At 73.9% G+C, this 22,599-nt stretch carries 10 protein-coding genes; 6 read left to right on the top strand and 4 right to left on the bottom strand.

The genetic code is table 11. The features are described from left to right. The first annotated feature begins 189 nt into the window (after positions 1-189). Positions 190-441, top strand: a complete 252-nt coding sequence (locus ACIQFX_RS21645; protein WP_402465716.1) for a BON domain-containing protein — start codon at positions 190-192, stop codon at positions 439-441. Further along, on the top strand, positions 438-1,247 hold the full coding sequence (locus ACIQFX_RS21640) for a metallophosphoesterase (RefSeq protein ID WP_402465713.1): 810 nt from the start codon (positions 438-440) through the stop codon (positions 1,245-1,247). Before ACIQFX_RS21645 ends, ACIQFX_RS21640 begins: the two co-directional genes overlap by 4 nt. 18 nt (positions 1,248-1,265) lie before the next feature. Here ACIQFX_RS21640 and ACIQFX_RS21635 read toward each other — a convergent pair whose 3' ends face one another. The 4 genes from ACIQFX_RS21635 to ACIQFX_RS21620 all read right to left on the bottom strand — a co-directional run bounded on the left by ACIQFX_RS21635 (position 1,266) and on the right by ACIQFX_RS21620 (position 4,424). Continuing rightward, entirely contained in the window at positions 1,266-1,718 is a 453-nt protein-coding gene (locus tag ACIQFX_RS21635; protein WP_402465710.1) for an iron chaperone, read from the bottom strand. Positions 1,719-1,859: 141 nt separating this feature from the next. Then, positions 1,860-2,567: a winged helix DNA-binding protein gene (locus ACIQFX_RS21630; RefSeq protein WP_402465707.1), complete on the bottom strand. Its 708-nt coding sequence runs from the start codon at positions 2,565-2,567 to the stop codon at positions 1,860-1,862. Between the two features lie 79 nt (positions 2,568-2,646). After that, entirely contained in the window at positions 2,647-3,459 is an 813-nt protein-coding gene (gene ddaH / locus ACIQFX_RS21625) for a dimethylargininase (RefSeq protein ID WP_402465704.1), read from the bottom strand. Between the two features lie 17 nt (positions 3,460-3,476). After that, positions 3,477-4,424, bottom strand: coding sequence for a methionyl-tRNA formyltransferase (locus ACIQFX_RS21620; RefSeq protein ID WP_402465701.1), 948 nt, complete (start codon positions 4,422-4,424; stop codon positions 3,477-3,479). Between the two features lie 246 nt (positions 4,425-4,670). Between ACIQFX_RS21620 and ACIQFX_RS21615 the strand changes: the two genes are divergently transcribed. The 4 genes from ACIQFX_RS21615 to ACIQFX_RS21600 all read left to right on the top strand — a co-directional run bounded on the left by ACIQFX_RS21615 (position 4,671) and on the right by ACIQFX_RS21600 (position 22,496). Further along, positions 4,671-6,059, top strand: a complete 1,389-nt coding sequence (locus tag ACIQFX_RS21615) for a lysine N(6)-hydroxylase/L-ornithine N(5)-oxygenase family protein (protein WP_402465697.1) — start codon at positions 4,671-4,673, stop codon at positions 6,057-6,059. A gap of 175 nt (positions 6,060-6,234) precedes the next feature. After that, entirely contained in the window at positions 6,235-7,296 is a 1,062-nt protein-coding gene (locus ACIQFX_RS21610) for an iron-siderophore ABC transporter substrate-binding protein (protein ID WP_402465694.1), read from the top strand. A gap of 81 nt (positions 7,297-7,377) precedes the next feature. After that, positions 7,378-22,290 carry an amino acid adenylation domain-containing protein gene (locus tag ACIQFX_RS21605; protein WP_402465692.1) on the top strand — a complete coding sequence of 4,971 codons (14,913 nt, stop codon included), beginning with the start codon at positions 7,378-7,380 and terminating at the stop codon, positions 22,288-22,290. Further along, on the top strand, positions 22,287-22,496 hold the full coding sequence (locus tag ACIQFX_RS21600) for an MbtH family protein (protein WP_402465689.1): 210 nt from the start codon (positions 22,287-22,289) through the stop codon (positions 22,494-22,496). Before ACIQFX_RS21605 ends, ACIQFX_RS21600 begins: the two co-directional genes overlap by 4 nt. The last annotated feature ends 103 nt before the right edge of the window (positions 22,497-22,599 follow it).

Here is a 22,599-nt window from a genome sequence, read left to right as displayed (position 1 = left end):
GGCCCCGTGCCAGAGGCCGGCAGGGGGACTGCGGGCGGCGGTTCAGGGTAGACGCCCGCCGGGACGACCGCCGAGAGGAACGATCATGCGCGTGTCCGGCAGCTCGTACGGGACGGACCCGGCGCCGACCGGGCGGACGCCGGAGGGGGCGCGGGTTCCGGAGGTCGTACGGACGGACGGAGGGACACGATGACCGCCCACGAGAGCGAATACCGGATCGCCCGGTTCAGGGATCGGCTGGCGCGCGGGGAGGTGGCCGAGCTCGGGGTGCGGGTCGAGGTGCGGGGCGCGGCCGTGCTGCTGACGGGGACCGTGCCGACCGCGGGCCACCGTGACGAGATCGTGCGGATCGCGGTCGCGGAGCTGGACGGCATTCCGGTCCGGCACGACCTGCTGGTCGCCTGCGCCGATCCGCCCGACCGGTCCGAGGAGCTGACGTGACCGCGCACGGGGAACGGAGCGGAGCGACGGTGCGGATCGCCGCCGTGGGGGACGTCCATCTCGGCGCCGACTGCCGGGGGTTGCTGCGCCCGTCGTTCGAGACGCTGCCGCTCTGCGCGGACGTCCTGCTGCTCGCCGGCGACCTCACCCGGCACGGCACGGTGCCCGAGGCCGAGGTGGTGGCGGGGGAGGTCCGCGACCTCGGAGTGCCGGTGGTCGCCGTCCTGGGCAACCACGACTACCACGCGGAGTGCGAAGCGGACGTCACGCGGGTCCTCGTCGACGCCGGGATCACCGTCCTGGAGGGCGACAGCGTGATCCTGCCGGTGGACGGGGGGAAGGTGGGTGTCGCGGGCGTGAAGGGTTTCTGCGGCGGGTTCGCCGGCCGCAGCGCCGGGGAGTTCGGCGAACGCGAGATGAAGGAGTTCGTCCGCACCACGCGCCGGGGCGCCGAGGGTCTGCACCGGGCCCTGAGCGGTCTGTCGGCCGGTGACTGCGGGGCGAGGATCGCCCTCACCCACTTCGCTCCGGTGCCCGACACGCTGGCGGGGGAGCCGGTGGAGATCTACCCGTTCCTGGGGAGCTATCTCCTTGCGGAGGCGATCGACGGGGCCGGCGCCGATCTCGCGGTGCACGGCCACGCCCACCTGGGCGTCGAGCACGGCATGACGGCGGGCGGGGTGCGCGTGCGCAACGTCGCGCAGCCCGTCATCGGCAGGGCGTTCGCGCTGTACCACCTGCCGATGGACCGCCCGGGCGGGCGTCGCGGTGAGCCGCGGGGGACCGCGGTCCGGGCACCCGCCTGAGCCGTCCGCCGGCGAGGGTCAGCCCACCGCCTGCTTCACGAGGGCGCCGATGCGCTTCTCGACGTCGGGGGTGACTTCGGTGAGGGCGAAGCCGGCGGCCCACATGGTGCCGTCGTCGAGCTTGGCCTGGTCGCTGAAGCCGAGGGTGGCGTAGCGGGCCTTGAACTTCTCGGCGCTCTGGAAGAAGCAGACGACCTTGCCGTCCAGGGCGTAGGAGGGCATGCCGTACCAGAGCTTGGGTGCGAGGACGGGGGCGTGGGAGGTGACGACGGCGTGGACGCGCTCGGCGAGGACGCGGTCGGAGTCCTGCATCTCGGCGATCTTGGCGAGTACGTCCCGCTCGGCCTCGGCGGCCTTGTCGGCGCGGGAGCTGCGGCGGGCGGCCGTCTTCTGCTCCTTGGCGTGGTCCTTCATCGCGGCCCGCTCCTCGGCCGAGAATCCCTCGTACGTGCCGCTTTCGGTCTTGCCCATGGCGGAGTGCCCCCTTGAGGGTTGTGGCGAACGGGATCTTGAGACGGGACTGTAGCCCGGAGGATCACCGTTTCACCGTCATAACGCGCTGGTTCCACCATAGTTGTCGTATCTCCTGCCGAATCCTTCCGGTTCGGTTCGTCAGGCCTCCAGGTGGTGGTGGACGCGGCGGAGGAGGGCGGCCAGTTGGAGGCGTTCGTCCGCGTCGAGGGGCGTGAGGACGTCGTCGTCGGCCGCGGCGATCTCCGCGCCGAGCGCGGCGAGGGAGGCCCGGCCCGCGGGGGTGAGGTGGACCACGACGCGCCGCCGGTCGGAGGGGTCGCTGCCGCAGGCGACGTGGCCGAGGCGGACGAGGTCGTTGACGACCTTCACGAGGTCGCTGGCGTTGATGTCGAGCCGGGCGGCGAGCAGCGTCTTCATCTGCGGGCCGAGGTCGTCGAGCAGGGCCATGACGGTGAGGTGCCAGAGGCGTAACCCGTGGGCGGCGAGCGTGTCGGTGAGCCTGCGGCGCGCGGCCTTGCCGACGGCGGCCATCAGGTAGGCGTTGAGGTCGAGGACGCTCGGCGGAGTCGTCCGTGCCGCCCCGGGCGTCCGTACCTCCTTCGGGTTCCGTTCCCCTTCCGGTTCCGGGTCGCCTGCCCCTTCCGGCGGCCGTACCGCCTCCGGGGTCCGTCGCCCTTCCGGCGCCCCGACCGCTTCCGGGGGCGGGAACGCATCGAGCGCGAGGTCGGACGCGGCGAGTGATCTGAAGACCTGGGCCCAGTCGGTCGGTACGTTCGAGATGCCGACGACGGTGAAGCGGTTGCCCGCCGGGTCGTGCGCCGTACCGGTGATCACCGGCTGTTCCATCAACTCTTCCTTGGGGTCCGGCCGGTGCGTCGGAGACACCCCGGCGACGTGCCCCGGGACTGTCCGGGGCACGTCGGGTTCAGGCGGCCGTCCGCAGCTCCAGGGTGCAGCACTTGACGCTGCCGCCGGCCTTGAGGAGTTCCGAGAGGTCCACTCCGACGGGGCGGAAACCCCGCTCGCGCAGCTGCTCGGTCAGTGCCGTGGCGTTGTGGGGCAGGACCACGTTCAGTCCGTCGGACGTGGCGTTGAGGCCGAAGACGGCCGCGTCCTGCTCGGTGGCGATGACGGCGTCGGGGAACAGCCGCCGCAGCACGGCGAGACTGCCCGGGGAGAACGCCGCCGGGTAGTAGGCGATCGTCGTTTCGTCGAGCACCGTGAGCGCGGTGTCCAGGTGGTAGTAGTTCGGGTCGACGAGTGTCAGGCCGATGACGGGACGCCCGAAGAACTCCTGGGCCTCGTCGTGCGAACGAGGGTCGCTGCGGAACCCGGTGCCCGCCAGCAGCCACTCGCCGGCCGGCAGGTAGTCGCCCTCGCCCTCGTTGACGACCCCGGCGGTCCGCAGGTCGGGGAAGCCGTGGTCGCGCAGCCAGTCGTGGTAGGCGGGGCCTTCGGCGATGCGCTCGGCGTCGCGGAAGCGCGCCACCAGGGCGCGCCCGTCGACGACCGTGGCGCCGTTGGCGGCGAAGACCATGTCGGGGAGGCCGGGGAGGGGTTCGATCGTGTCGACGGTGTGGCCGAGGCTCAGGTAGACCTCGCGCAACTTCTCCCACTGGGCGATGGCCAGCGGGGTGTCGACGGGCTTCGCCGGGTCCATCCAGGGGTTGATGGAGTAGACCACGTCGAAGTGGGTGGGCCGGCACATGAGGTAGTGCCTGGGCCGTGCGGTACGCATGGTGAGGGTCCTCGGGGTCAGGGGCGGCCGGTGAGGTAGCCGCCCATGGACGTGAAGTACTCGGTGGCGGGGAGTTCGCGCCCGTCCTCGGTCCGCACGCGGGTGAGGGCCAGGCCGTGGTTGAGGCCGGTGCGGGCGTCGGCGCCGGCGACGATCACGACGCCGTCCCCCTCGCGGTAGAACACGCGGCCGGGGGTGCCTCCGTAGCGGCCCGTCGAGACGACGGCGGAGAGCACTTCGAGGCGCTTGCCCCGGTGGTGGGTGAAGGCGGGCGGATACGGCGCCGACTGGGCGCGGACCAGGCGTTCCAGGACTTCTGCCGGCCAGTTCCAGTCGATGAGGACGTCCTCTTCGGCGCGCTTGTGGAAGAAGCTGGCCTGCGAGCGGTCCTGCGGGGTGAAGTCGGTCCGTCCGGAGGCGATCAGGTCGAGGGCGCCGATGGTGACGGGGGCGATGAGGTCGACCGTCTTGTGGAAGAGGTCGGTCGCCGTGTCGGTGGGTCCGACGGCGACCGTGCGCTGCTGGACGATGTCGCCGGCGTCGAGCACCTCGTCCATCATGTGGGCCGTCACGCCCACTTCGGTCTCGCCGTTGATCAGGGCCCAGATCAGCGGCGAGAAGCCGGCGTACTTGGGCAGCAGCGAGTCGTGGACGTTGAGCGTGCCGTGGCGGGGCAGGGTGTAGATCCTCGGCGGGATCCACGTACGCCAGTTGTTGGCCACGATGATGTCGGGATCGGCCTCCTCGAGGAGGGCGAACAGCTCCTCGTCGTCGGGCCGGTTGCGGATGACGACGGGGACGTCGTGCTCCGCGGCCAGGTCGGCGACGGAGTCGCTCCAGATCTTCTCGTAGGCGTGCTCGCTCCTGGGATGCGTCACGACCATGACGACGTCGTGTTCGGAGTCCAGGAGCGCTCGGAGGGTGCGATGGCCCCAGGTCTGATAGCCGAACATGACGACCCGCATGGGCTTCCTCCTCGGAAGGGGGGTGGGAACGGCGCCAAGTAAAGCAAGGCTTACCTAACATGGCAACTAGCCTCGTTTTTAAGGTAGTTCAAGCCGCCTGGCCGGAACTCTGCCTCTGTGGCCCGGTCGACAGCTCCCGTCAGATGAGGTTAGCTTTACCTAAGTTCGGGTCGAGGTGCCTTCTCGGTGCGCCCGACGTCCCGTTCCCACCCACGCCCTCCACACGGCTCGCACGATGGGAGTGACATGTCGCAGGTTCCTCCTGGTGACACACCTCTGGTCCACGACCTCATTGGCATCGGCTTCGGGCCCTCCAATGTGGCCATGGCGTTGGCGCTCAGCGAGCACAACGCCCGCGTCGGCAGGGAGGAGGCGGTCACCGCCCACTTCTTCGAGCGGCAGGCCAGCTTCGGCTGGCACCGCGGCATGCTGATCGACGACGCCACCATGCAGGTGTCCTTCCTCAAGGACCTGGTGACGCTGCGGAATCCCGCCAGCGAGTACAGCTTCCTCTGCTACCTGCAGAGCAAGGGCCGGCTCGTCGACTTCGTCAACCACAAGAACCTGTTCCCGCTCCGCGTGGAGTTCCACGACTATTTCGAGTGGGCCGCCGCGAAGGTCGACGACATGGTCTCCTACGGCCACGAGATCATCGCCGTCCGCCCCGTCGTCCAGGACGACGTGGTGGAGTACCTGGAGGTCACCGCCCGCTCCGGCGCCGAACTCGTCGTCCACCGCGCCCGCAACCTCGTCCTCGGCACCGGACTGCGCCCCCGCCTGCCCGAAGGCATCGAACGGAGCGACCGCGTCTGGCACAACTCCGACCTGCTCGCCAAGGTCGACACCCTGGAGGGCACCGCCCCCGAGCGGTTCGTCGTCGTGGGCGCCGGACAGAGCGCCGCCGAGAACGTCGCCTACCTGCACCGCCGCTTCCCCGGCGCCGAGGTCTGCGCCGTCTTCTCCCGCTACGGCTACAGCCCCGCCGACGACAGCAGCTTCGCCAACCGCATCTTCGACCCGGACGCGGTCGACGAGTACTTCACGGCACCCGACGACATCAAGCGCAAACTGATGGACTACCACGGGAACACCAACTACTCCGTGGTGGACATCGACCTCATCGACGACCTCTACCGCCAGTCGTACCAGGAGAAGGTCCTCGGCACCGAGCGCCTCCGCTTCCTCAACATCTCCCGGCTCACCGGCGTCGAGGACGGCCCCGACCGCGTCCGCGCCACCGTCACCTCCCTGGTCAGCGGCGAGGAGACCGTCCTCGACGCCGACGTGGTCGTCCTCGCCACCGGATACAGCCCGGCCGACCCCGTTGCCCTCCTCGGCGACGTCGCCGACCGCTGCCGGCGCGACGCGCAGGGCCGCCTCCTCGTCGAGCGCGACTACCGCCTCGCCACCGACCCCCGCCTGCGCTGCGGCATCTACCTCCAGGGCGGCACCGAGCACACCCACGGCATCACGTCCTCGCTGCTCTCCAACACCGCCGTCAGGGTCGGCGAGATCCTCGACTCGGTCCTCGACCACCGCCCGGCCCCGATTCAGGCCCCGGTCCCGGCTCAGGCGTCCGCTTCCGACTCCGACGAGGTCCGGCCCGTCGCCGACGAGGTCGGCACCGCCCGCTAGCGGCACTTCCGGCGCCCCGCGCCCGCGCGCGCCCGCCGGCGCCACCGCTCAAGCACCCCCAAGCACCACCCTCAAGCACCACCCCCCACGCCACACCGTCATGCCCCCGCCGGGCGGCTTCGCCGTGCCCCGGTCGGCCTGGCACGCACCGGGAATCCCCGTGAAAGGAACGTCCGTGTCCACTGGAACACGTCCCGCACTGGCGCGGTTCGCCAGATCCGCCCCCCGGCTGGCCGTCGTCGCGGTGGCGGCGCTCACCCTCGCCGCCTGCGGTGGCGGTACGGAGAAGAGCGATCCGTCCTCACCGACCACCGCGCCCGCACCGGCCGACGGGGCGGGCAAGACCGCCGCGTTCCCGGTCACCGTCACGCACAAGTACGGCAGCACGACGATCGACAAGGAGCCGAGGACGGTCGTCACGCTCGGGCTCTCCGACCAGGACGCCGTGCTCGCGCTCGGCGTCAAGCCGGTCGGCGCGGTCGACTGGTTCAAGGAGCAGCCGTACGGCAAGTGGCCGTGGACGAAGGACAAGTGGGGCGCCACGAAGCCGGAGATCGTCGGCGAGCGCGACGAGTACAACATCGAGAAGATCGCGGCGCTGAAGCCGGACCTCGTCATCGCCCAGTACTCGGGGATGAAGAAGGAGCAGTACGACACCCTCTCCCGGTTCACCAAGGTCGTCGCCCAGCCCGAGGACCACCCCGACTACGGCGCGCCCTGGCAGGTCATGACCCGGCAGATCGGCAAGGCCCTCGGCAAGGACGCCGAGACCGAGAAGCTGATCACGGACATCGGCGCCCGCTTCAAGGCCGTCCGGGACAAGCACCCCGAGTTCACCGGGAAGACCCTGGCCGTCGCCGACAGCTTCGAGGCCGGCAAGTACTCCGCGTTCACCGCCACCGACCCCAAGGCCATCTTCTTCACCGAACTCGGCTTCACGCTGAAGCCGGAGATCGACGCACTCGCCAAACCCGGGTGGAACGCCGCCGAACTCGGCGCGGAGAAGCTGAACGTCCTCGACGTCGACCGCCTCGTCTGGGTCACCTCCAGCACTGCGGCCAACGACCGCATCAAGGCCGAGCCGCTCTACAAGAAGCTCAAGGTCCACCAGGACGAGCGCGACCTCTTCGTGCCCTACCAGGACCCGGACATCGGCGCCGCGTTCTCCTTCAACACCGTCCTGTCGATCCCGTACGCCATCGACGAGATCGAGCCGCTGCTCGCGGCCGTCAAGTGACGACCGGTCCCGTGGGGCGGCAGCCGCGCCCCACGGGACCCCCCACACCGACGCACCACCAGGGAAAGGCCACTTCGTACGATGTCTGACGTCGAGTCGCACCGGGTGTCGACCGCCGGGATCGCCCTCACCGGCGGGCAATCCGGCATCTGGCTGGCCCAGCAGATGGAGCCGGACAGCGCCGCCTACAACATCGTCTTCACGCTCGACCTCAGAGGCGGCGCGAGCGGCGGTGGCGGACTCCCCGTCGACGTCGACCGCCTCGCCGCGGCCGTCCGCCGTGCGGTCGAGGAGGCCGAGTGCCTGCGGGTGCGCGTCGTTCCCGGTGGCGGGGGAGACGGAGACGGGCGCGGGGCCGGAGACGGAGGCGGGCGCGGGGCCGGAGACGGAGACGAGGCCCGGGGCGGACGCGGACCCGGAGACGGGGCCGTCGGCGGCGGGAGCGGAGGCGGTGGCGACGCCGGACCGCGCCAGGTCCTCCACGCGCTCCCCGTCGACGTCCCCGTCGTCGACCTGCGCGACGCCGCCGACCCCGAGGAGGCCGCCGCCGCGTGGATCGCCGCGGACCGCGAACGGCCCGTCGACCTCGCCCGGGGGCCGCTGACCGCGCACGTGCTGCTGCGGCTCGCCGACGACCGGGTCCTCTGGTCCCAGCGCCACCACCACATCGCCGTCGACGGCATGGGCGTCACCCTCCTCACCCGAAGGGCCGGCGAGCTCTACACCCTGGGGGAGGAGGCGCCCGCGGCCGGCGACCGGTCCCTCGCCCGTCTCGTGGCGGCCGACCGCGCGTACCGCGATTCCGGGCAGTACGCGGCGGACCGGGCCTGGTGGGCGGAGCGGATGGCGGACAGGGCCGAGCCCGTACGCCTCGTCGAGCGGGGCGCCGTCCCGATGACGCGCCGGCTGCGGCGCACCGCCGTCCTGACGCAGGGGACCGTCGACCGGCTGGACGCAGCCGCCCGGACCGCGGGCGTCCGGCGCTCCCGCGTGCTCGTCGCGGCCGTCGCCGCGTACCTGCACCGGGTCGGCGGCGAGCAGGACCTCGTCCTCGGGCTGCCGGTCACCGCCCGCCGGGACGAGGCGTCCGCGGGCATCCCCGGCATGGTGTCGAACGTGGTGCCGCTGCGGCTGGCGGTCGGGCCCGGCACCACCGTCGCCGAGCTCGTGGCCCAGGTGCGGGACGCGACCGCCGACGCCGTCGCCCACGGCCGCTACCGCGCCGAGGACCTCGCCAAGGACCTGGGCCTCGTCGACGGCGTACCGGAGCTCGTCGGCCCGACCGTCAACATCCTGCCGCGCACCGACGACCTGCGCTTCGCGGACCACGAGACCGAACTGCGCCCCGACTGGCTGGGCCCGGTCAGCGACCTGGCGTTCGGCTTCGCCGAGACCCGGGGCGGCGGCGTCGCCCTCCACCTCGACGCGGACGCGGACGTCTGCGACGACACCGCGCTCGGGGACCACGAGCGGCGCTTCCTCACCCTCCTCGACGCCTTCGGCGAGGACCCCGACCGGCCCGTCGGCCACATCGAGGTCACCACGGAGGCCGAACGCGCCCTCGTACTGGAGGAGTTCGGGGTCGCGCCGCGCGAGACGGCGGAGCTCTCCTGGCCCGCCGCCTTCGAGCGCCAGGTCCGCAGCACGCCCGAGGCCGTCGCGCTCGTCTGCGAGGACGAGGAGCTGACGTACGCCGAACTGAACCGCGCCGCCAACAGGCTCGCCCGGCTCCTCGCGAACCGCGGCGTCGGCGCCGAGGACGTGGTGGGCGTGGCGCTGCCGCGCTCGCCGCAGCTCGTCGTGGCCCTGCTCGCCGTGATGAAGGCCGGTGCCGCCTACCTTCCGCTCGACGCGGACCACCCGCGGGACCGGATCGCCTACATGCTGTCCGACGCCGGCGCGCGCACCGTCGTCACCGTGCGCGAACTCGTCGCGGAACTACCGGAGTCGGCCGCGGTCACGTACCTGGTGCTCGACGACCCGGCCACCACCACCGCCCGCACCGCCCGGGCGGACACCGCCCCTGGGAACGTCAACCCCGGGGACACCGATCCCGGGGACACCGACCCCGGGGTGGACATCGCCCTCGACCGGGCCGCGTACGTCATCTACACCTCCGGGTCCACCGGCCGGCCCAAGGGCGTCGTCGTGACGCACGACGGCATCGGCAGCCTCATCGCCACCGCGACCGACCGGATCGGCGTCACCGCCGACAGCAGGGTCGTGCAGTTCGCCTCGGTCGGCTTCGACGTGACGGTGTGGGACCTCGTCATGGCGCTCTGCGTCGGCGGCCGGATCGTCCTCGTCCCCGCCGAGCGCCGTGTCGCGGGCCCCGCGCTCACCGACTACATCGCGCGCCACCGCGCCACCCACATGATCCTGCCGCCGTCGCTCGTCTCGGCGCTGCCGCCGGAGTGCGAACTGCCCGAAGGCGCCGTCCTCGTGGTCGGCACCGAGGCGGTCCCGGCCGAACTGATCGCCCGGTGGGAGGGCCGGGTCCGGGTCGTCGTCGCGTACGGGCTCACCGAGGCGAGCGTCAACTCCACGCTCTGGCACGCCGACCCGGAACGCCCCGGACCCGCGCCCATCGGCAGGCCCGACCCCAACACCCGTGCCTACGTGCTCGACACGGCCCTCCGCCCGGTCCCCGTCGGACGCGAGGGCGAGCTGTACGTGGCCGGGCGCGGCCTCGCGCGCGGCTATCGAGGACGCCCGGGGCCGACCTCCGAGCGGTTCGTCGCCGATCCTTACGGCGAGCCGGGTGCCCGCATGTACCGCACCGGCGACCGGGTCCGCTGGGGCGCCGACGGCCAGTTGGAGTTCCTCGGCCGTGCGGACGGCCAGATCAAGATCCGCGGCCACCGGATCGAGCCGGGCGAGATCGAGAGCGCCTTCATGGCCTGCCCCGGCATCGCCCAGGCCGCCGTCCTCGCCCGCGAGGACCACCGGGGCGTCAAGCGCCTCGTCGCCTATCTCGTCACCGAGGCGCGGGGCGAGGACGCCGGCGCGCCCGTCGCGGCCGCCCGTGCCCGCGTCGCCGAGGCGCTGCCCGACCACATGGTCCCTTCGGCCGTGGTCGTCCTCGAAGGTCCGCTCCCGCTGACCCCCAACGGCAAGCTCGACGCCAAGGCCCTGCCCGAGCCCCGGTGGACCGCCGCGACCGGCGCCGACACCCCGGACACCCCCGCCGAGGCCGTGCTCGCCGCGCTCTTCGCCGACCTCCTCGGCCTGCCCTCGGTCGGCGTCCACGACAGCTTCTTCGAACTCGGCGGCGACAGCATCGTCGCCATCCACCTGGTCAACCGCGCCCGCGAGGCCGGCCTCGCGTTCACCCCGCGCGAGGTGTTCCGGCACCGGACCGTGGCGGCGCTCGCCCGCACCGCGAGCGAGTGCGCCGTGAGCAGCGCCTCCGTGAGCAGTAGCTCCGTGAGTGGCGCCGCCGAGAGTGAGAGCTCTGCGAGTGCGACCTCCGCGAGCACCCCCGAGCCGACGACCGACACTCCCCTCGGCCGGACCCCGGCCCCCGTCACCCCGCCCCGCCCGGAGCCCCTCGACCCCGACGCCCTCCCGGTCTCCCCGCTCCAGGAGGGGTTCTTCTTCCACGCGCGGTACGACGGCCGGGCGGCGGACCTCTACCTCGTCCAGGAACTCCTCGACCTCGCCGCACCCGTCGACGCGGACCGCCTGCGCCGTTCCCTCCAACTGCTGCTCGACCGGCACCCGTTGCTGCGGGCCTCGTTCCGCCAGCTGCCGGGCGGCGAGGTCGTCCAGCGGATCGCGGACCGCGCGACCCTGCCGTGGCGCGAGTTCGACACGGCTGTCACCGGGCTCGACGAGGTCCTGCGCGCCGACCGCGCCGAGTCGTTCGCCCTCGACCGGCCGCCGCTCCTGCGCGCCGCGCTCGTCAGGGACGGGCGGCGGCAGCGGCTGCTGCTCACCCTGCACCACATCGTCGCCGACGGCTGGTCCGTCGCCGTCCTGCTGCGCGAACTGACGGACGTCTACCGGGACGTCGACCTGCCGGAGCCCGTCGCCCCGGAGGCGTACCTCTCCTGGCTCGCGGGCCGCGACCGGGACGGCGCACGGGAAGCCTGGCGCCTTGCGCTCGACGGACTCGCCGGACCGACCCGGCTTCCCGGACCGGCCCCGGCGGACGGGGGCGCCGCCGTGCCCGAGCGCGTCGACACGCGGCTGCCGCGGGACCTCACCGACGGACTCGCCGGCTACGCCCGCGCGCACGGGCTCACCCTGGGCACCGTCCTCCACGGCCTGTGGGGCCTCCTCCTCGGCGGGCTGACCGGCAGCGGGGACGTCGTCTTCGGCACCACGGTGTCCGGGCGGACCACGGAGGTGGCGGGTCTGGAGTCCGCCGTGGGCCTGTTCGTCAACACGGTCCCGGCCCGGGTGACCCTGCGGGCCGCGGAGTCGCTCACCGACCTGCTGCGGCGGGTCCAGGAGGAGCACGCCGCCCTCCTCGACCACCAGCACCTCGGGCTCGCCGAGATCCAGCGGACCGCGGGCGGCGGCGAACTCTTCGACACGCTCGTGGTGATCGAGAACCACACGATCGGTGACCGGCGCACAAGGAAGGAGCCCGAAGGGCCGCTCGTGACCGGCGGCGAGGTGTTCGACGCCGTCCACTATCCGCTCGCGCTCGTCGTCGAGCCCGGTGCCGAAGGCCTGCTGCTGCGGTTCAAGCACGACGCGGCCCGCCTCGACGGCGTGGCCGTGGCCGTCCTCGCCGGCCGCTTCGTGAGCCTCCTCCGGACCGTGGTCGCCGAGCCGGGCCGCCTCGTGGGCCGCACCGACCTGCTGTCCGACCGCGAGCGGGAGCACCTCGCGCGGCTCGACGCCACGGCCCGCCCCGTGCCGGACGCGACGCTCGCCTCGCTCTTCGCCGCCCGGGCGGCGAAGACCCCGCACGCCCCCGCCGTCGTCTTCGAGGACACCAACCTCACCTACGCGGAACTCGACGGCAGGGCAGAGGAGTTGGCCGATCGCCTGCGGGCGCGCGGCGCGGGTCCCGAGGCGTTCGTCGCCGTCGCCGTACCGCGCTCGGCCGAACTGATGGTGGCGCTCCTCGGCGTCCTGAAGTCCGGCGCCGCCTACCTGCCCGTGGACCTCGACTACCCGGCCGACCGGGTGGCCTTCATGCTCGCCGACTCGGGAGCGCGGACCGTCGTGACGACGGAGGAGGCGGCCGGACGCCTGCCCGCCGTGCCGGACCTGGCGCATGTCGTCGTGGGTGCGGAGGAAGCCACCGGGGGAGACGGCGTGAACGGCCGGGAGGCGCCGACTTCCGCCGAAACGAAGGTACTTGACCGCCAGGCCGGATCCGTCCACCCCGCCGGACCCGACCACCAGGCCGGATCCGTCCACCCCGCCGGACCCGACCACCCCGCCGGACCCGACCACCAGGCCGTACCCGACCACCCCGCCGTACCCGCCGGACCCGACCACCCCGCCTACCTCATCTACACCTCCGGCTCCACCGGCCGCCCCAAGGGCGTCGCCGTCACCCACCGGGCGGTGGTGAACCGGCTCGCCTGGATGCAGGGCGCGTACGGGCTGACCGCGGACGACCGGGTGCTCCAGAAGACCCCGTCCAGTTTCGACGTGTCGGTGTGGGAGTTCTTCTGGGCGCTGACCGAGGGGGCGACCGTGGTCCTCGCCCGCCCGGACGGGCACCGCGATCCGGCCTATCTGGCCCGTCTGATCCGCGAACGGCGCGTCACGACGGCCCACTTCGTGCCGTCGATGCTGGCCGCGTTCGTCGGTGTCATGGAGACCGACCACGGGACCCCGGACTGGGCGGCGAGCCTGCGCCGGGTGTTCTGCAGCGGCGAGGCGCTGACCGGCGCCGACGCCCGGCGCTGGTGGGAGCTGACCTCCCGGGCCGGCGGGGCACCCGTACCGCTGCACAACCTGTACGGGCCGACCGAGGCGGCCGTGGACGTGACGTACTTCCCGTACGAGGGCGGCGACGAGCCGGCGGTGCCGATCGGGCGGCCCGTGTGGAACACCAGGCTGCACGTCCTGGACCCGTTCCTGCGACCGGTGCCGGACGGCGTGCCGGGCGAGTTGTACCTCGCGGGCGTCCAGTTGGCCCGGGGCTACCACGACCGGCCGGCGCTGACCGCCGAGCGGTTCGTGGCGGACCCGTTCGGGGCGCCCGGGGAGCGGCTGTACCGCACCGGGGACCTGGTGAAGCGCCGCGCGGACGGGGCCGTCGAGTACCTAGGCCGTACCGACCGCCAGGTGAAGATCCGGGGCAACCGCGTCGAGCCGGGCGAGATCGAGAGCGCCCTAGCGGCGCTCCCCGGCGTCGCCCGCGCGGCCGTGACCGTGCGCGACGGCGCCCTCGTGGGGTACGCCGTGCCCGCACCGGGCGCGGACGTCGACGGCGGGGCGCTGCACGCGGCGCTCGCGGGCGCGCTGCCCGCCCCGATGGTGCCGAGCGCCGTCGTCCTCCTCGCCGAACTGCCCCTGACGCCCAGCGGCAAGCTGGACCAGAACGCCCTGCCCGCGCCCGAGCCCGCGCCCCGTACGGGCGGGCGCGCGCCCCGCGACGAGCGCGAGCGCGCCCTGTGCGAGATCTTCGCCGACGTCCTGGGGACGCCGGGGATCGGCGTGGACGAGGACTTCTTCGTCCTCGGCGGCGACAGCCTCGGCTCGATCGTGGTCGCCACGCGGGCGCGGGAGCGGGGGATGGAGCTCAGCCCGCGTGACGTGTTCGTGCGCCGCACACCCGCCGCGCTGGCCGAGGCGGCAGCGAAGTCGGAAGGGAAGGCGGCCCCGGACGAGGCGCCGTCCGCGCTCCCCGAGGAACCGGTGCGGCCGGACGGCGTGACCGTCGCCGCCGGCGAGGCCGGGCAGGCCGCGGCCGCGCTCCAGGCCGTGCTGGCCCTCCAGCGGGAGTCGGGCGCCGCCGTCGACCCCGCCCTGACGGCGCTCCTCGACCGGTTGACGGCCGCCGCACCCCCGGAGGCCGCGGAGCCCGGCCCGCTGGGCGGCCTCGTCCTCACCCCGGAGGAGACGGAGCGGGTGCGGGCCGCCGCCGGCAGGCCGGTCGTCGACGTGTGGCCGCTGTCGCCGCTCCAGGAGGGCATGTACTTCCACGCCACCTACGACGCGGGAGAGGCGCTCGACGTCTACCAGTCGCAGGAGACGCTGGACTTCGACCGGCGGGTCGACGCCGACCGGCTGCGGGCCGCCTGCCGGACCCTCCTCGACCGGAACGCCGGCCTGCGGGCGGGCTTCACCAGCGGCGGACTGCCGCGCCCCGTGCAGTTCATCGCCGACGGGGCCGAGATCCCGCTCGTGGAGGCGGACCTGTCGGGGCTGCCCGCCGACGTGCGGCGGGCGCGGACGGAGGAGCTGCTCGCCGCAGACCGCAGGCAGCGCTTCGACCTGGCCTCGGCGCCGCTGTGCCGGCTGCTCCTGATCCGCCTCGGCGACGGCAGGGACCGGCTGGTCCTCACCCATCACCTGATCCTGTGGGACGGCTGGTCCGCGTGGCTGTTCCTGGAGGAGCTGTTCACGCTGTACGAGCGGGGCGGCGACGGCACCGGACTGCCGCTGCCCGGCTCGTACCGCGACTACCTGGCGTGGCTCGACGCCCAGGACACCGAGGCCGCCCTGGGGGCGTGGCGCGAGGCCCTCTCCGGGTTCGACGAGCCGACGCTGGTGGCGCCGTCCGGCCGTGACGCGGGCCCGGTCATCCCGGTGGACTTCGACGCCCACCTGTCCCGGGAGAGCAGCGACCGGCTGCGCGCCCTGGCCCGGCGGCACGGGCTGACCCTGAACACCGTCCTGAACGCGGCCTGGGGCCTGGTGCTGTCGGCGATGACGGGCCGCGGCGACGTCGCGTTCGGCACGGCCGTCGCGGGACGGCCCGCGGACGTGCCGCGGGTGGCCGGCATCATCGGCATGTTCCTCAACACGATCCCGGCCCGTGTCGCCCTCGCCCCGGACGAGCCGCTGCTCGACCTGCTGCGCCGGATGCAGTCCGAGCGCGCGGCCGTCATGCCGTACGAGCACGTGGGTCTCGGCACCCTCCAGCAGGAGACCGGCCACCGCCGCCTCTTCGACACGCTGTTCGTCCTGCGCTCCGCCGACGGCGAGGACCGGGCGGCGGCGCTCCGGGAGCGGCACGGCATCACCGGCGTGTCCAACGTGGACGGCACGCACTTCCCCCTCACCCTCATCGTCACCCCCGGCACCCGGCTGCGGGTGACGCTCGCGGCACGCCCCGACCTGTTCGGCGCGGCGGAGGCCACCACCGTCCTCGCCCGGTTCACGACGGTCCTCGACCGCCTCGGCGCGGCCCTCGACGGCCCCGACGCGGATGCCGCGCGGACCGCCGGCGTGGACCTGCTCCTGCCGGCGGAGCGCGCCGCGCTGCTCGCCGCCCGGGAGACGAGCCGCGAGCCCGTCCCGGACGAGACCGTCGCCGACATGCTCGCGGCGCAGGCCGCCCGTACCCCCGACGCGGTGGCACTCGTCTGCGGCGACCGCTCCCTCACGTACGCCGAGCTCGACGCACGCGTCGACCGCCTCGCCCGGCTGCTGCTCTCGCGCGGCGCGGGGCCCGAGAAGGTGGTGGCGCTCGCGCTGCCCCGGTCCGTCGAGACGGTCGTCGCACTGTTCGCCGTGCTGCGGACGGGCGCCGCCTACCTGCCGCTCGACCTCGACCACCCGGCCGACCGGCTGCGGATGATGGCCGAGGACACCGGACCCCTGTGCCTGGTGTCCACGACCGCCGTCGCCCCCGCCCTGCGCGGCGACGAAGGGCCGGTCGCCCCCGAACTGCTCCTCGACGACCCGTCCGTGGCCGCCGAACTGGCCGCCCTGCCCGGCGGCCCGATCACCGACGCCGAGCGGCCCGCCTTCGCCCGCGGCGTGCCGGACCGCCTGGAGCACCCCGCGTACGTCATCTACACCTCGGGCTCGACCGGCCGCCCGAAGGGCGTCGTCACCCCCTACCGGGGTCTGACGAACATGCAGCTCAACCACCAGAAGGAGGTCTTCGACCCGGCCATCGCCTCGGCCGGCGGCCGGCGGCTCCGCATCGCGCACACCGTCTCCTTCGCCTTCGACATGTCGTGGGAGGAGCTGCTCTGGCTCGTCGAGGGCCACGAGGTCCACGTCTGCGACGAGGAACTCCGCCGCGACGCCGAGGCCCTGGTGGCGTACTGCGACGAGCACCGCGTCGACGTCGTCAACGTGACGCCGACCTACGCCCAACTGCTCATCGAGGAAGGCCTGCTCGACCGGGACGGGACCACGGGCACGCACCGGCCCGCCCTCGTCCTGCTCGGCGGCGAAGCCGTCTCCGACACCGTGTGGACGCGCCTGCGCCGCACCGACGGCACGTACGGGTACAACCTCTACGGCCCCACCGAGTACACGATCAACACCCTCGGCGGCTCCACCGCCGACAGCGCGACGCCGACCGTCGGCAGACCCATCCGCAACACCCGCGCCCACGTCCTCGACGCGATGCTGCGCCCCGTCCCGCCCGGCTGCCCCGGCGAGCTGTACATCGCCGGCACCGGCCTGGCCCGCGGCTACCACGACCGGGCGGGCCTGACGGCCGAGCGGTTCGTCGCCGACCCGTTCGGCGAGCCCGGCGAGCGCATGTACCGCACGGGCGACCTCGTGCGGCAGCGGCCCGACGGCCTCCTCGACTTCCTCGGCCGCACCGACGACCAGGTCAAGATCCGCGGCTACCGCGTCGAACTCGGCGAGATCGCCTCGGCCCTGTCCGCCCACCCCGACGTCGCCCACGCCGCCGTCGTCGTCCACGAGAGCGCGGGCACGAAGCGCCTGGTCGGGTACGTCGTACGGGAGGACGCGGCCGAAAGGGAGTACACAGCTGAAAAGGAGGACGACGCCGCCGTACGGGAGCACACCGTGGCGCGGGAGGACGCCGCCGCACGCCGGGACGGTGCTGTACGCCAGGACGTCGCCGTACGCCAGGACTCTGCCGCCCCGGACGACGAGTCGCTCCGGCGGCTGCGCGACCACCTCCGGACCCGCCTGCCCGACTACATGGTCCCGGCCGCCCTCGTCACCGTGGACATCCTGCCCCTGACCGTCAACGGCAAGCTCGACGCGAAGGCCCTGCCCGCCCCCGACCTCACCGGCACGGGCACGAGCCGCGCCCCCCGCACCCCGCGCGAGGAGACGCTGTGCGCGCTGTTCGCCGAGGTGCTCGGCCTGACCGAGGGGAGCGTCGGCATCGACAGCGACTTCTTCGAGCTCGGCGGGCACTCGCTCCTCGCCACCCGGCTCGTCAGCCGGATCCGGACCGCGCTCGACACCGAACTGGCGATCCGCGACCTGTTCGAGGCGCCCACCGTCGCCGGGCTGCTGGAGCGCGCGGCGGCCTCGCGGCGCGCCGCGCGTCCGGCGGTGACCGCCCTGCCGGCGACCGAACGCCCCCACGAACTGCCGCTGTCCCACGCCCAGCAGCGGCTGTGGGTCGTCCAGCAGATCGAGTGCACGTCGGCCGCGTACAACTTCCCGCTGGTCCTGCGACTGCGCGGACCCTTCGACGGGGAGGCGTGGGGCGCCGCCCTTGCCGACGTGACCGACCGGCACGAGGCGCTGCGCACCCTCGTCGCCGAGCGCGACGGCCGGACGTACCAGCGGATCCTGCCCGCCGGATCGGCCCGCCCGGTGGTGGAGCGGCTGAGCGCCGCCGAGGACGAGCTGCCCGGCATCGTCGACGCGGCCGTCACCCGGCCGTTCGACCTCGCCCGTGAACTGCCGCTCCGCGCCACGACCGTCCGGCTCGCCGACGACGACCACGCGGTCGTGCTGCTGCTCCACCACATCACGACCGACGAGTGGTCCGACCGGCCGTTCCTGCGGGACCTCGCCACCGCCTACACGGCCCGCACCGGCGGCGCGGCCCCCGACTGGGAGCCGCTGCCCGTCCAGTACGCCGACTACGCCCTGTGGCAGCAGCGGCTGCTCGGCGACCCGGCCGACGCGGACAGCCTCGCCGCCCGGCAGCTCGACCACTGGCGCACGGTCCTGGCCGGCGCCCCCGAGGAACTGGAACTGCCCGCCGACCGGCCGAGGCCGGCCCGCCCGGCGTTCACCGGGGACGACGTCGACATCACCTTCGACCGCACGGTCCACGAGGGCCTCAGGCGGCTCGCCCGCGAGACCGGCGCCAGCATGTTCATGGTCGTGCACGCGGCCGTGGCCGCACTGCTCCACCGGCTCGGCGCGGGCACGGACATCCCGCTCGGCGCGCCCATCGCCGGGCGCGGCGACGAGTCCCTCGACGAGCTCGTCGGCTTCTTCGTCAACACGCTCGTGCTGCGCACCGACCTCACCGGCGACCCCACCTTCACCGAGTTGCTCGGCCGGGTGCGCGAGACCGACCTGGCCGCGTTCTCGCACGCCGACGTGCCGTTCGAGGCCGTCGTGGAGGCGCTCAACCCGCCCCGCTCCCTCGCGCGCAACCCGCTGTTCCAGGTGATGGTCGGCCACCACGTCCGCACCGGCGACGAACTGCGGCTGCCGGGACTCCAGGCCCGGTACCTGCCCTTCCGGACCGGCTCGGCCAAGTTCGACCTCGTGTTCAGCTTCACGGAGCGCGTCGACGCCGACGGCGGCGCGGGCTCCCTCGGCTGCCGCCTGGAGTTCGCCACGGAACTCTTCGACCGGACGACCGCGGAACTCGTCGGCGCACGCCTGCGCAGGCTGGTCACGGCGCTCGCCGAGGCCCCCGACCGGCCGCTGTCCCGGGCGGCCCTCCTCACCGCCGACGAGCACCACCTCGTCCTGGAGGGCTTCAACGGCCCGCCCCGGGCCGTCGACGAGGAGACCTTCCCCGCGCTGTTCGCCCGCCGGGTCGCCGAACGTCCGGACGCCGTCGCCGTCGTCGAGCGGTCCCGCTCGGTCACGTACGCCGCGCTCGACGCCCGCGCCGACCGCATCGCCCGCCTGCTCGCCGCCCACGGCGTCGGCGCGGAGAGCGTCGTCGGCGTGGCCGTCCCCCGGTCGGTCGACACCGTCGCCACCGTGCTCGCCGCGTTGAGGCTCGGTGCCGCGTTCCTGCCGCTCGACCTCGTCCACCCCGGCGACCGCCTCGGCTACATGATCGAGAACTCGGGCGCGGCCGTCGTGGTCGGCACGGAACCGGTCGCCGGCAAGATCCCCGACGTGCCCGGCGTGCCCCTGCTCCTGCTCGACGCGCCGGACACCGCGGCCGGTCTCGACGCACCGCGCGACGCACGGGACGACAGGCCGCCGGCCCCCGGACCGGTCGGCCTCGACCAGGCCGCGTACGTCATCTACACCTCGGGATCGACCGGCCGCCCGAAGGGAGTGGTCGTCCCGCACGAGGGCATCGCGAGCCTGGTCGCCACGGCCGTCGACCGGATGGGGCTGCGGGACGACAGCCACGTCCTCCAGTTCGCCTCCGTCGGCTTCGACGTGTTCGTCTTCGAACTGGCCATGGCCCTCTGCCACGGCGGCCGGCTCGTCCTGATCACCGACGAGGCCAGGGTCGCGGGACCGGCGCTCACCGACTTCCTCGCCGACCGGCGGATCACCCACATGATCCTGCCGCCGTCGCTGGTGTCGGCCCTGCCCCCGGGCTGCGCGCTCCCCGACGGCTCGACCGTCCTCGTCGGCACCGAGACCGTGCCGCCGGACCTCTTCGAACGGTTCGGCGCCACGGCGCACCTGATCTGCGCGTACGGGCTCACCGAGGCGACCGTCAACTCGACGCTGTGGCCCGCCCGCGAACACGGCGGACGCGCCCCCGGCCGGGTCCCGATCGGACGCCCCGACCCGAACACCCGCTGCTACGTCCTCGACGAGCACCTGCGGCCCGTGCCGCCCGGCGTCGTCGGCGAGCTGTACGTGGCCGGCCGCGGCCTCGCCCGCGGCTACCTCGGGCAGCCGGGGCTCAGCGCGGAACGGTTCGTCGCCGACCCGTTCGGCACCCCCGGCGGCCGGATGTACCGCACCGGCGACCGGGCCCGCTGGCGCGCCGACGGGAACCTCGACTTCCTCGGCCGCGTCGACACCCAGGTGAAGATCCGCGGCTTCCGCATCGAACTGGGCGAGATCGAGGCCGCCCTGGCCGCCCATCCGTCGGTCGCGCAGGCCGCCGTCCTGCCCGACCGCGACGGCGACATCGTCCGCCTCGTCGGCTACGCCGTCCCCGAGACGGGACGGGGCGCGCCGCGGGAGCTCGACCCGGCGGAACTCCGCGCCCACGTCGCCGGGCGGCTGCCCGAGTACATGGTCCCCGCCCTCGTCGTCCCCCTGGACGGCCCGCTGCCGCTGACCCCCAACGGCAAACTGGACCGCAAGGCGCTGCCCGCACCGGACTGGTCGGGCATGACCGGCGACGCGCGACCGGCGACGGCGACGCAGGCCCGGATCGCCGGCCTGTTCCGCGAGGTCCTCCGCCTCGACGACGTCGGCGTGCACGACGGCTTCTTCGCGCTCGGCGGCCACTCGATGGCCGCGATGCGGCTCCTCGGCCGGATCAGGACCGAGTTCGGCGTCGAACTGACCCTCCGGGACGTCTTCGACGCGCTCACCGTCGCCGGCATCGCCGGAAAGCTCGACGGCGCCGCCGCCGCACGCCCCGCCCTGCGGCCCGGAACCGATGCGGCCGAGTGGGTCGAGGCGGCCGACGAGGACGGCGTCCGCCCGGCCGCCCCCGTACAGCAGGGGCAGTGGCAGGCGTACCGGCGCGCGCCCGGCTTCGACCACGCGCTGGTCCTCCGCTCGCCCGGCGGGCTCGACGCCGGGGCCCTCGCGGCGGCGCTCACCGACGTGACCGACCGCCACGAACCGCTGCGCACGGCCTTCGGCGAGCGCGACGGCAGGGCGGTCCGGCGGCCCGTCGCCGCCCCGACCCTCACCGTGGAGGAATGCGCGGACCTCGACGCCCGGGTCACCGAACTCGCCTCGGAGGAAACGAACCTGGAGCATGAGGCGCCGCTGCGCGTCCGACTGCTCACCGGCGCCGACGGAACCCAGGCGGTGCTGCTGACCGCCCACTACCTGGCCGTGGACGAATGGTCGGTGGTCCCGCTGCTCCGCGACCTCACCACGGCCTACGCCGCCCGCGTCGCCGGCCGGGCCCCCGCCCTGCCGCCGCTCCCGGTGACGTACGCCGACTACACCCGCTGGGCCCACGAGGTCCTCGGCGACCTCGCCGACCCGGAAAGCCTCGGCGGGCGCCAACTCGCCTACTGGCGGCGGACACTGAAGGACGCGCCGCGCGAACTCCCGCTGCCCGCCGACGCACCGGCCCCGGCGGCCGGTGCCGACGGGGCGCGCCGCGCGGCCGGACACGTCGGGTTCGTCCTCGACGAGGAACTCCACGCGGCCGTGGACCGGTTGGCCCGAGCAACCGGCACCAGCATGTTCATGATCCTCCACGCGGCCCTCGCCGCCCTCCTCACCGCCCACGGGGCCGGCACCGACCTGCCCGTCGGCACGATGGTCGCCGGACGCACCGACGAACGGCTCGCCGATCTCGTCGGCTGCTTCCTCAACACCGTCCTGCTGCGGACCGACACGGCGGGCGACCCGACGTTCACGGAACTCCTCGGCCGCGTACGGGAGACCACGCTCGGCGCCCTCGACCGGCAGGACGTCGCCTTCGACGAGGTCGTCCGGGCGGCCGGATTGCGGCCCGGGGGACCGCAGGTCATGGTGATCCACCACGAGCAGGCGGACCTCGGCCCGCTGGAGGGCGGTGTGGGCACCCTCCAGGTCGTCCCGACCGGCACTGCACGGGCCGAGCTCACCCTGGGCTTCCACGAGCCGCGCGGCGAAGGCGCCGTGCACTGCGCCCTGATCCACGCGACCGGGCGGCTCGGCGCGGCGAAGACCCGCCGGCTCGCCGACGAACTCCAGGCCCTGCTGCGCGCGGTGGCGGCCGATCCCGGACAGCCGCTCTCCGCGCTGTTCCCCGTCCCATCCACGAGGAGTGACCACGCATGACGACCAACCCCTTCGAAGACCCCCAGGGCCGCTTCCTCGTCCTGGTCAACGACGAGAACCAGCACTCGCTGTGGCCGTCCTTCGCCGCCGTCCCCGCCGGCTGGCGGACCGTCTTCGGCGAGGACACCCGCGACGCCTGCCTGGCGTACGTCGAGTCCCACTGGACCGACCTCCGCCCGGCGAGCCTCGCCGCCCGCCAGGCCTGACCCGCCTCCGACACACCGACGGCCGCCCGCGGGGGAGTTCCTCCCCGCGGGCGGCCGCGTGCGTGTCGGGTCGGGCGAAGGACCCGACGGGGTGTCCGGCCGG

The organism is Streptomyces sp. NPDC093089 (genome assembly GCF_044754405.1).
Lineage (GTDB): Bacteria > Actinomycetota > Actinomycetes > Streptomycetales > Streptomycetaceae > Streptomyces.
The sequence above is the reverse complement of the archived record's forward strand: the minus strand, read 5'-3'. Positions and strand labels throughout refer to the sequence as shown.

Excerpts from the sequence above, each read along its gene's own strand:
- ACIQFX_RS21630 (WP_402465707.1), bottom strand. The coding sequence starts at position 2,567 with ATGGAACAGCCGGTGATCACCGGTACGGCGCACGACCCGGCGGGCAAC.
- ACIQFX_RS21635 (WP_402465710.1), bottom strand. The coding sequence starts at position 1,718 with ATGGGCAAGACCGAAAGCGGCACGTACGAGGGATTCTCGGCCGAGGAG.
- ACIQFX_RS21620 (WP_402465701.1), bottom strand. The coding sequence starts at position 4,424 with ATGCGGGTCGTCATGTTCGGCTATCAGACCTGGGGCCATCGCACCCTC.
- ACIQFX_RS21605 (WP_402465692.1), top strand. The coding sequence starts at position 7,378 with ATGTCTGACGTCGAGTCGCACCGGGTGTCGACCGCCGGGATCGCCCTC.
- ACIQFX_RS21645 (WP_402465716.1), top strand. The coding sequence starts at position 190 with ATGACCGCCCACGAGAGCGAATACCGGATCGCCCGGTTCAGGGATCGG.
- ACIQFX_RS21600 (WP_402465689.1), top strand. The coding sequence starts at position 22,287 with ATGACGACCAACCCCTTCGAAGACCCCCAGGGCCGCTTCCTCGTCCTG.
- ACIQFX_RS21615 (WP_402465697.1), top strand. The coding sequence starts at position 4,671 with ATGTCGCAGGTTCCTCCTGGTGACACACCTCTGGTCCACGACCTCATT.
- ddaH (WP_402465704.1), bottom strand. The coding sequence starts at position 3,459 with ATGCGTACCGCACGGCCCAGGCACTACCTCATGTGCCGGCCCACCCAC.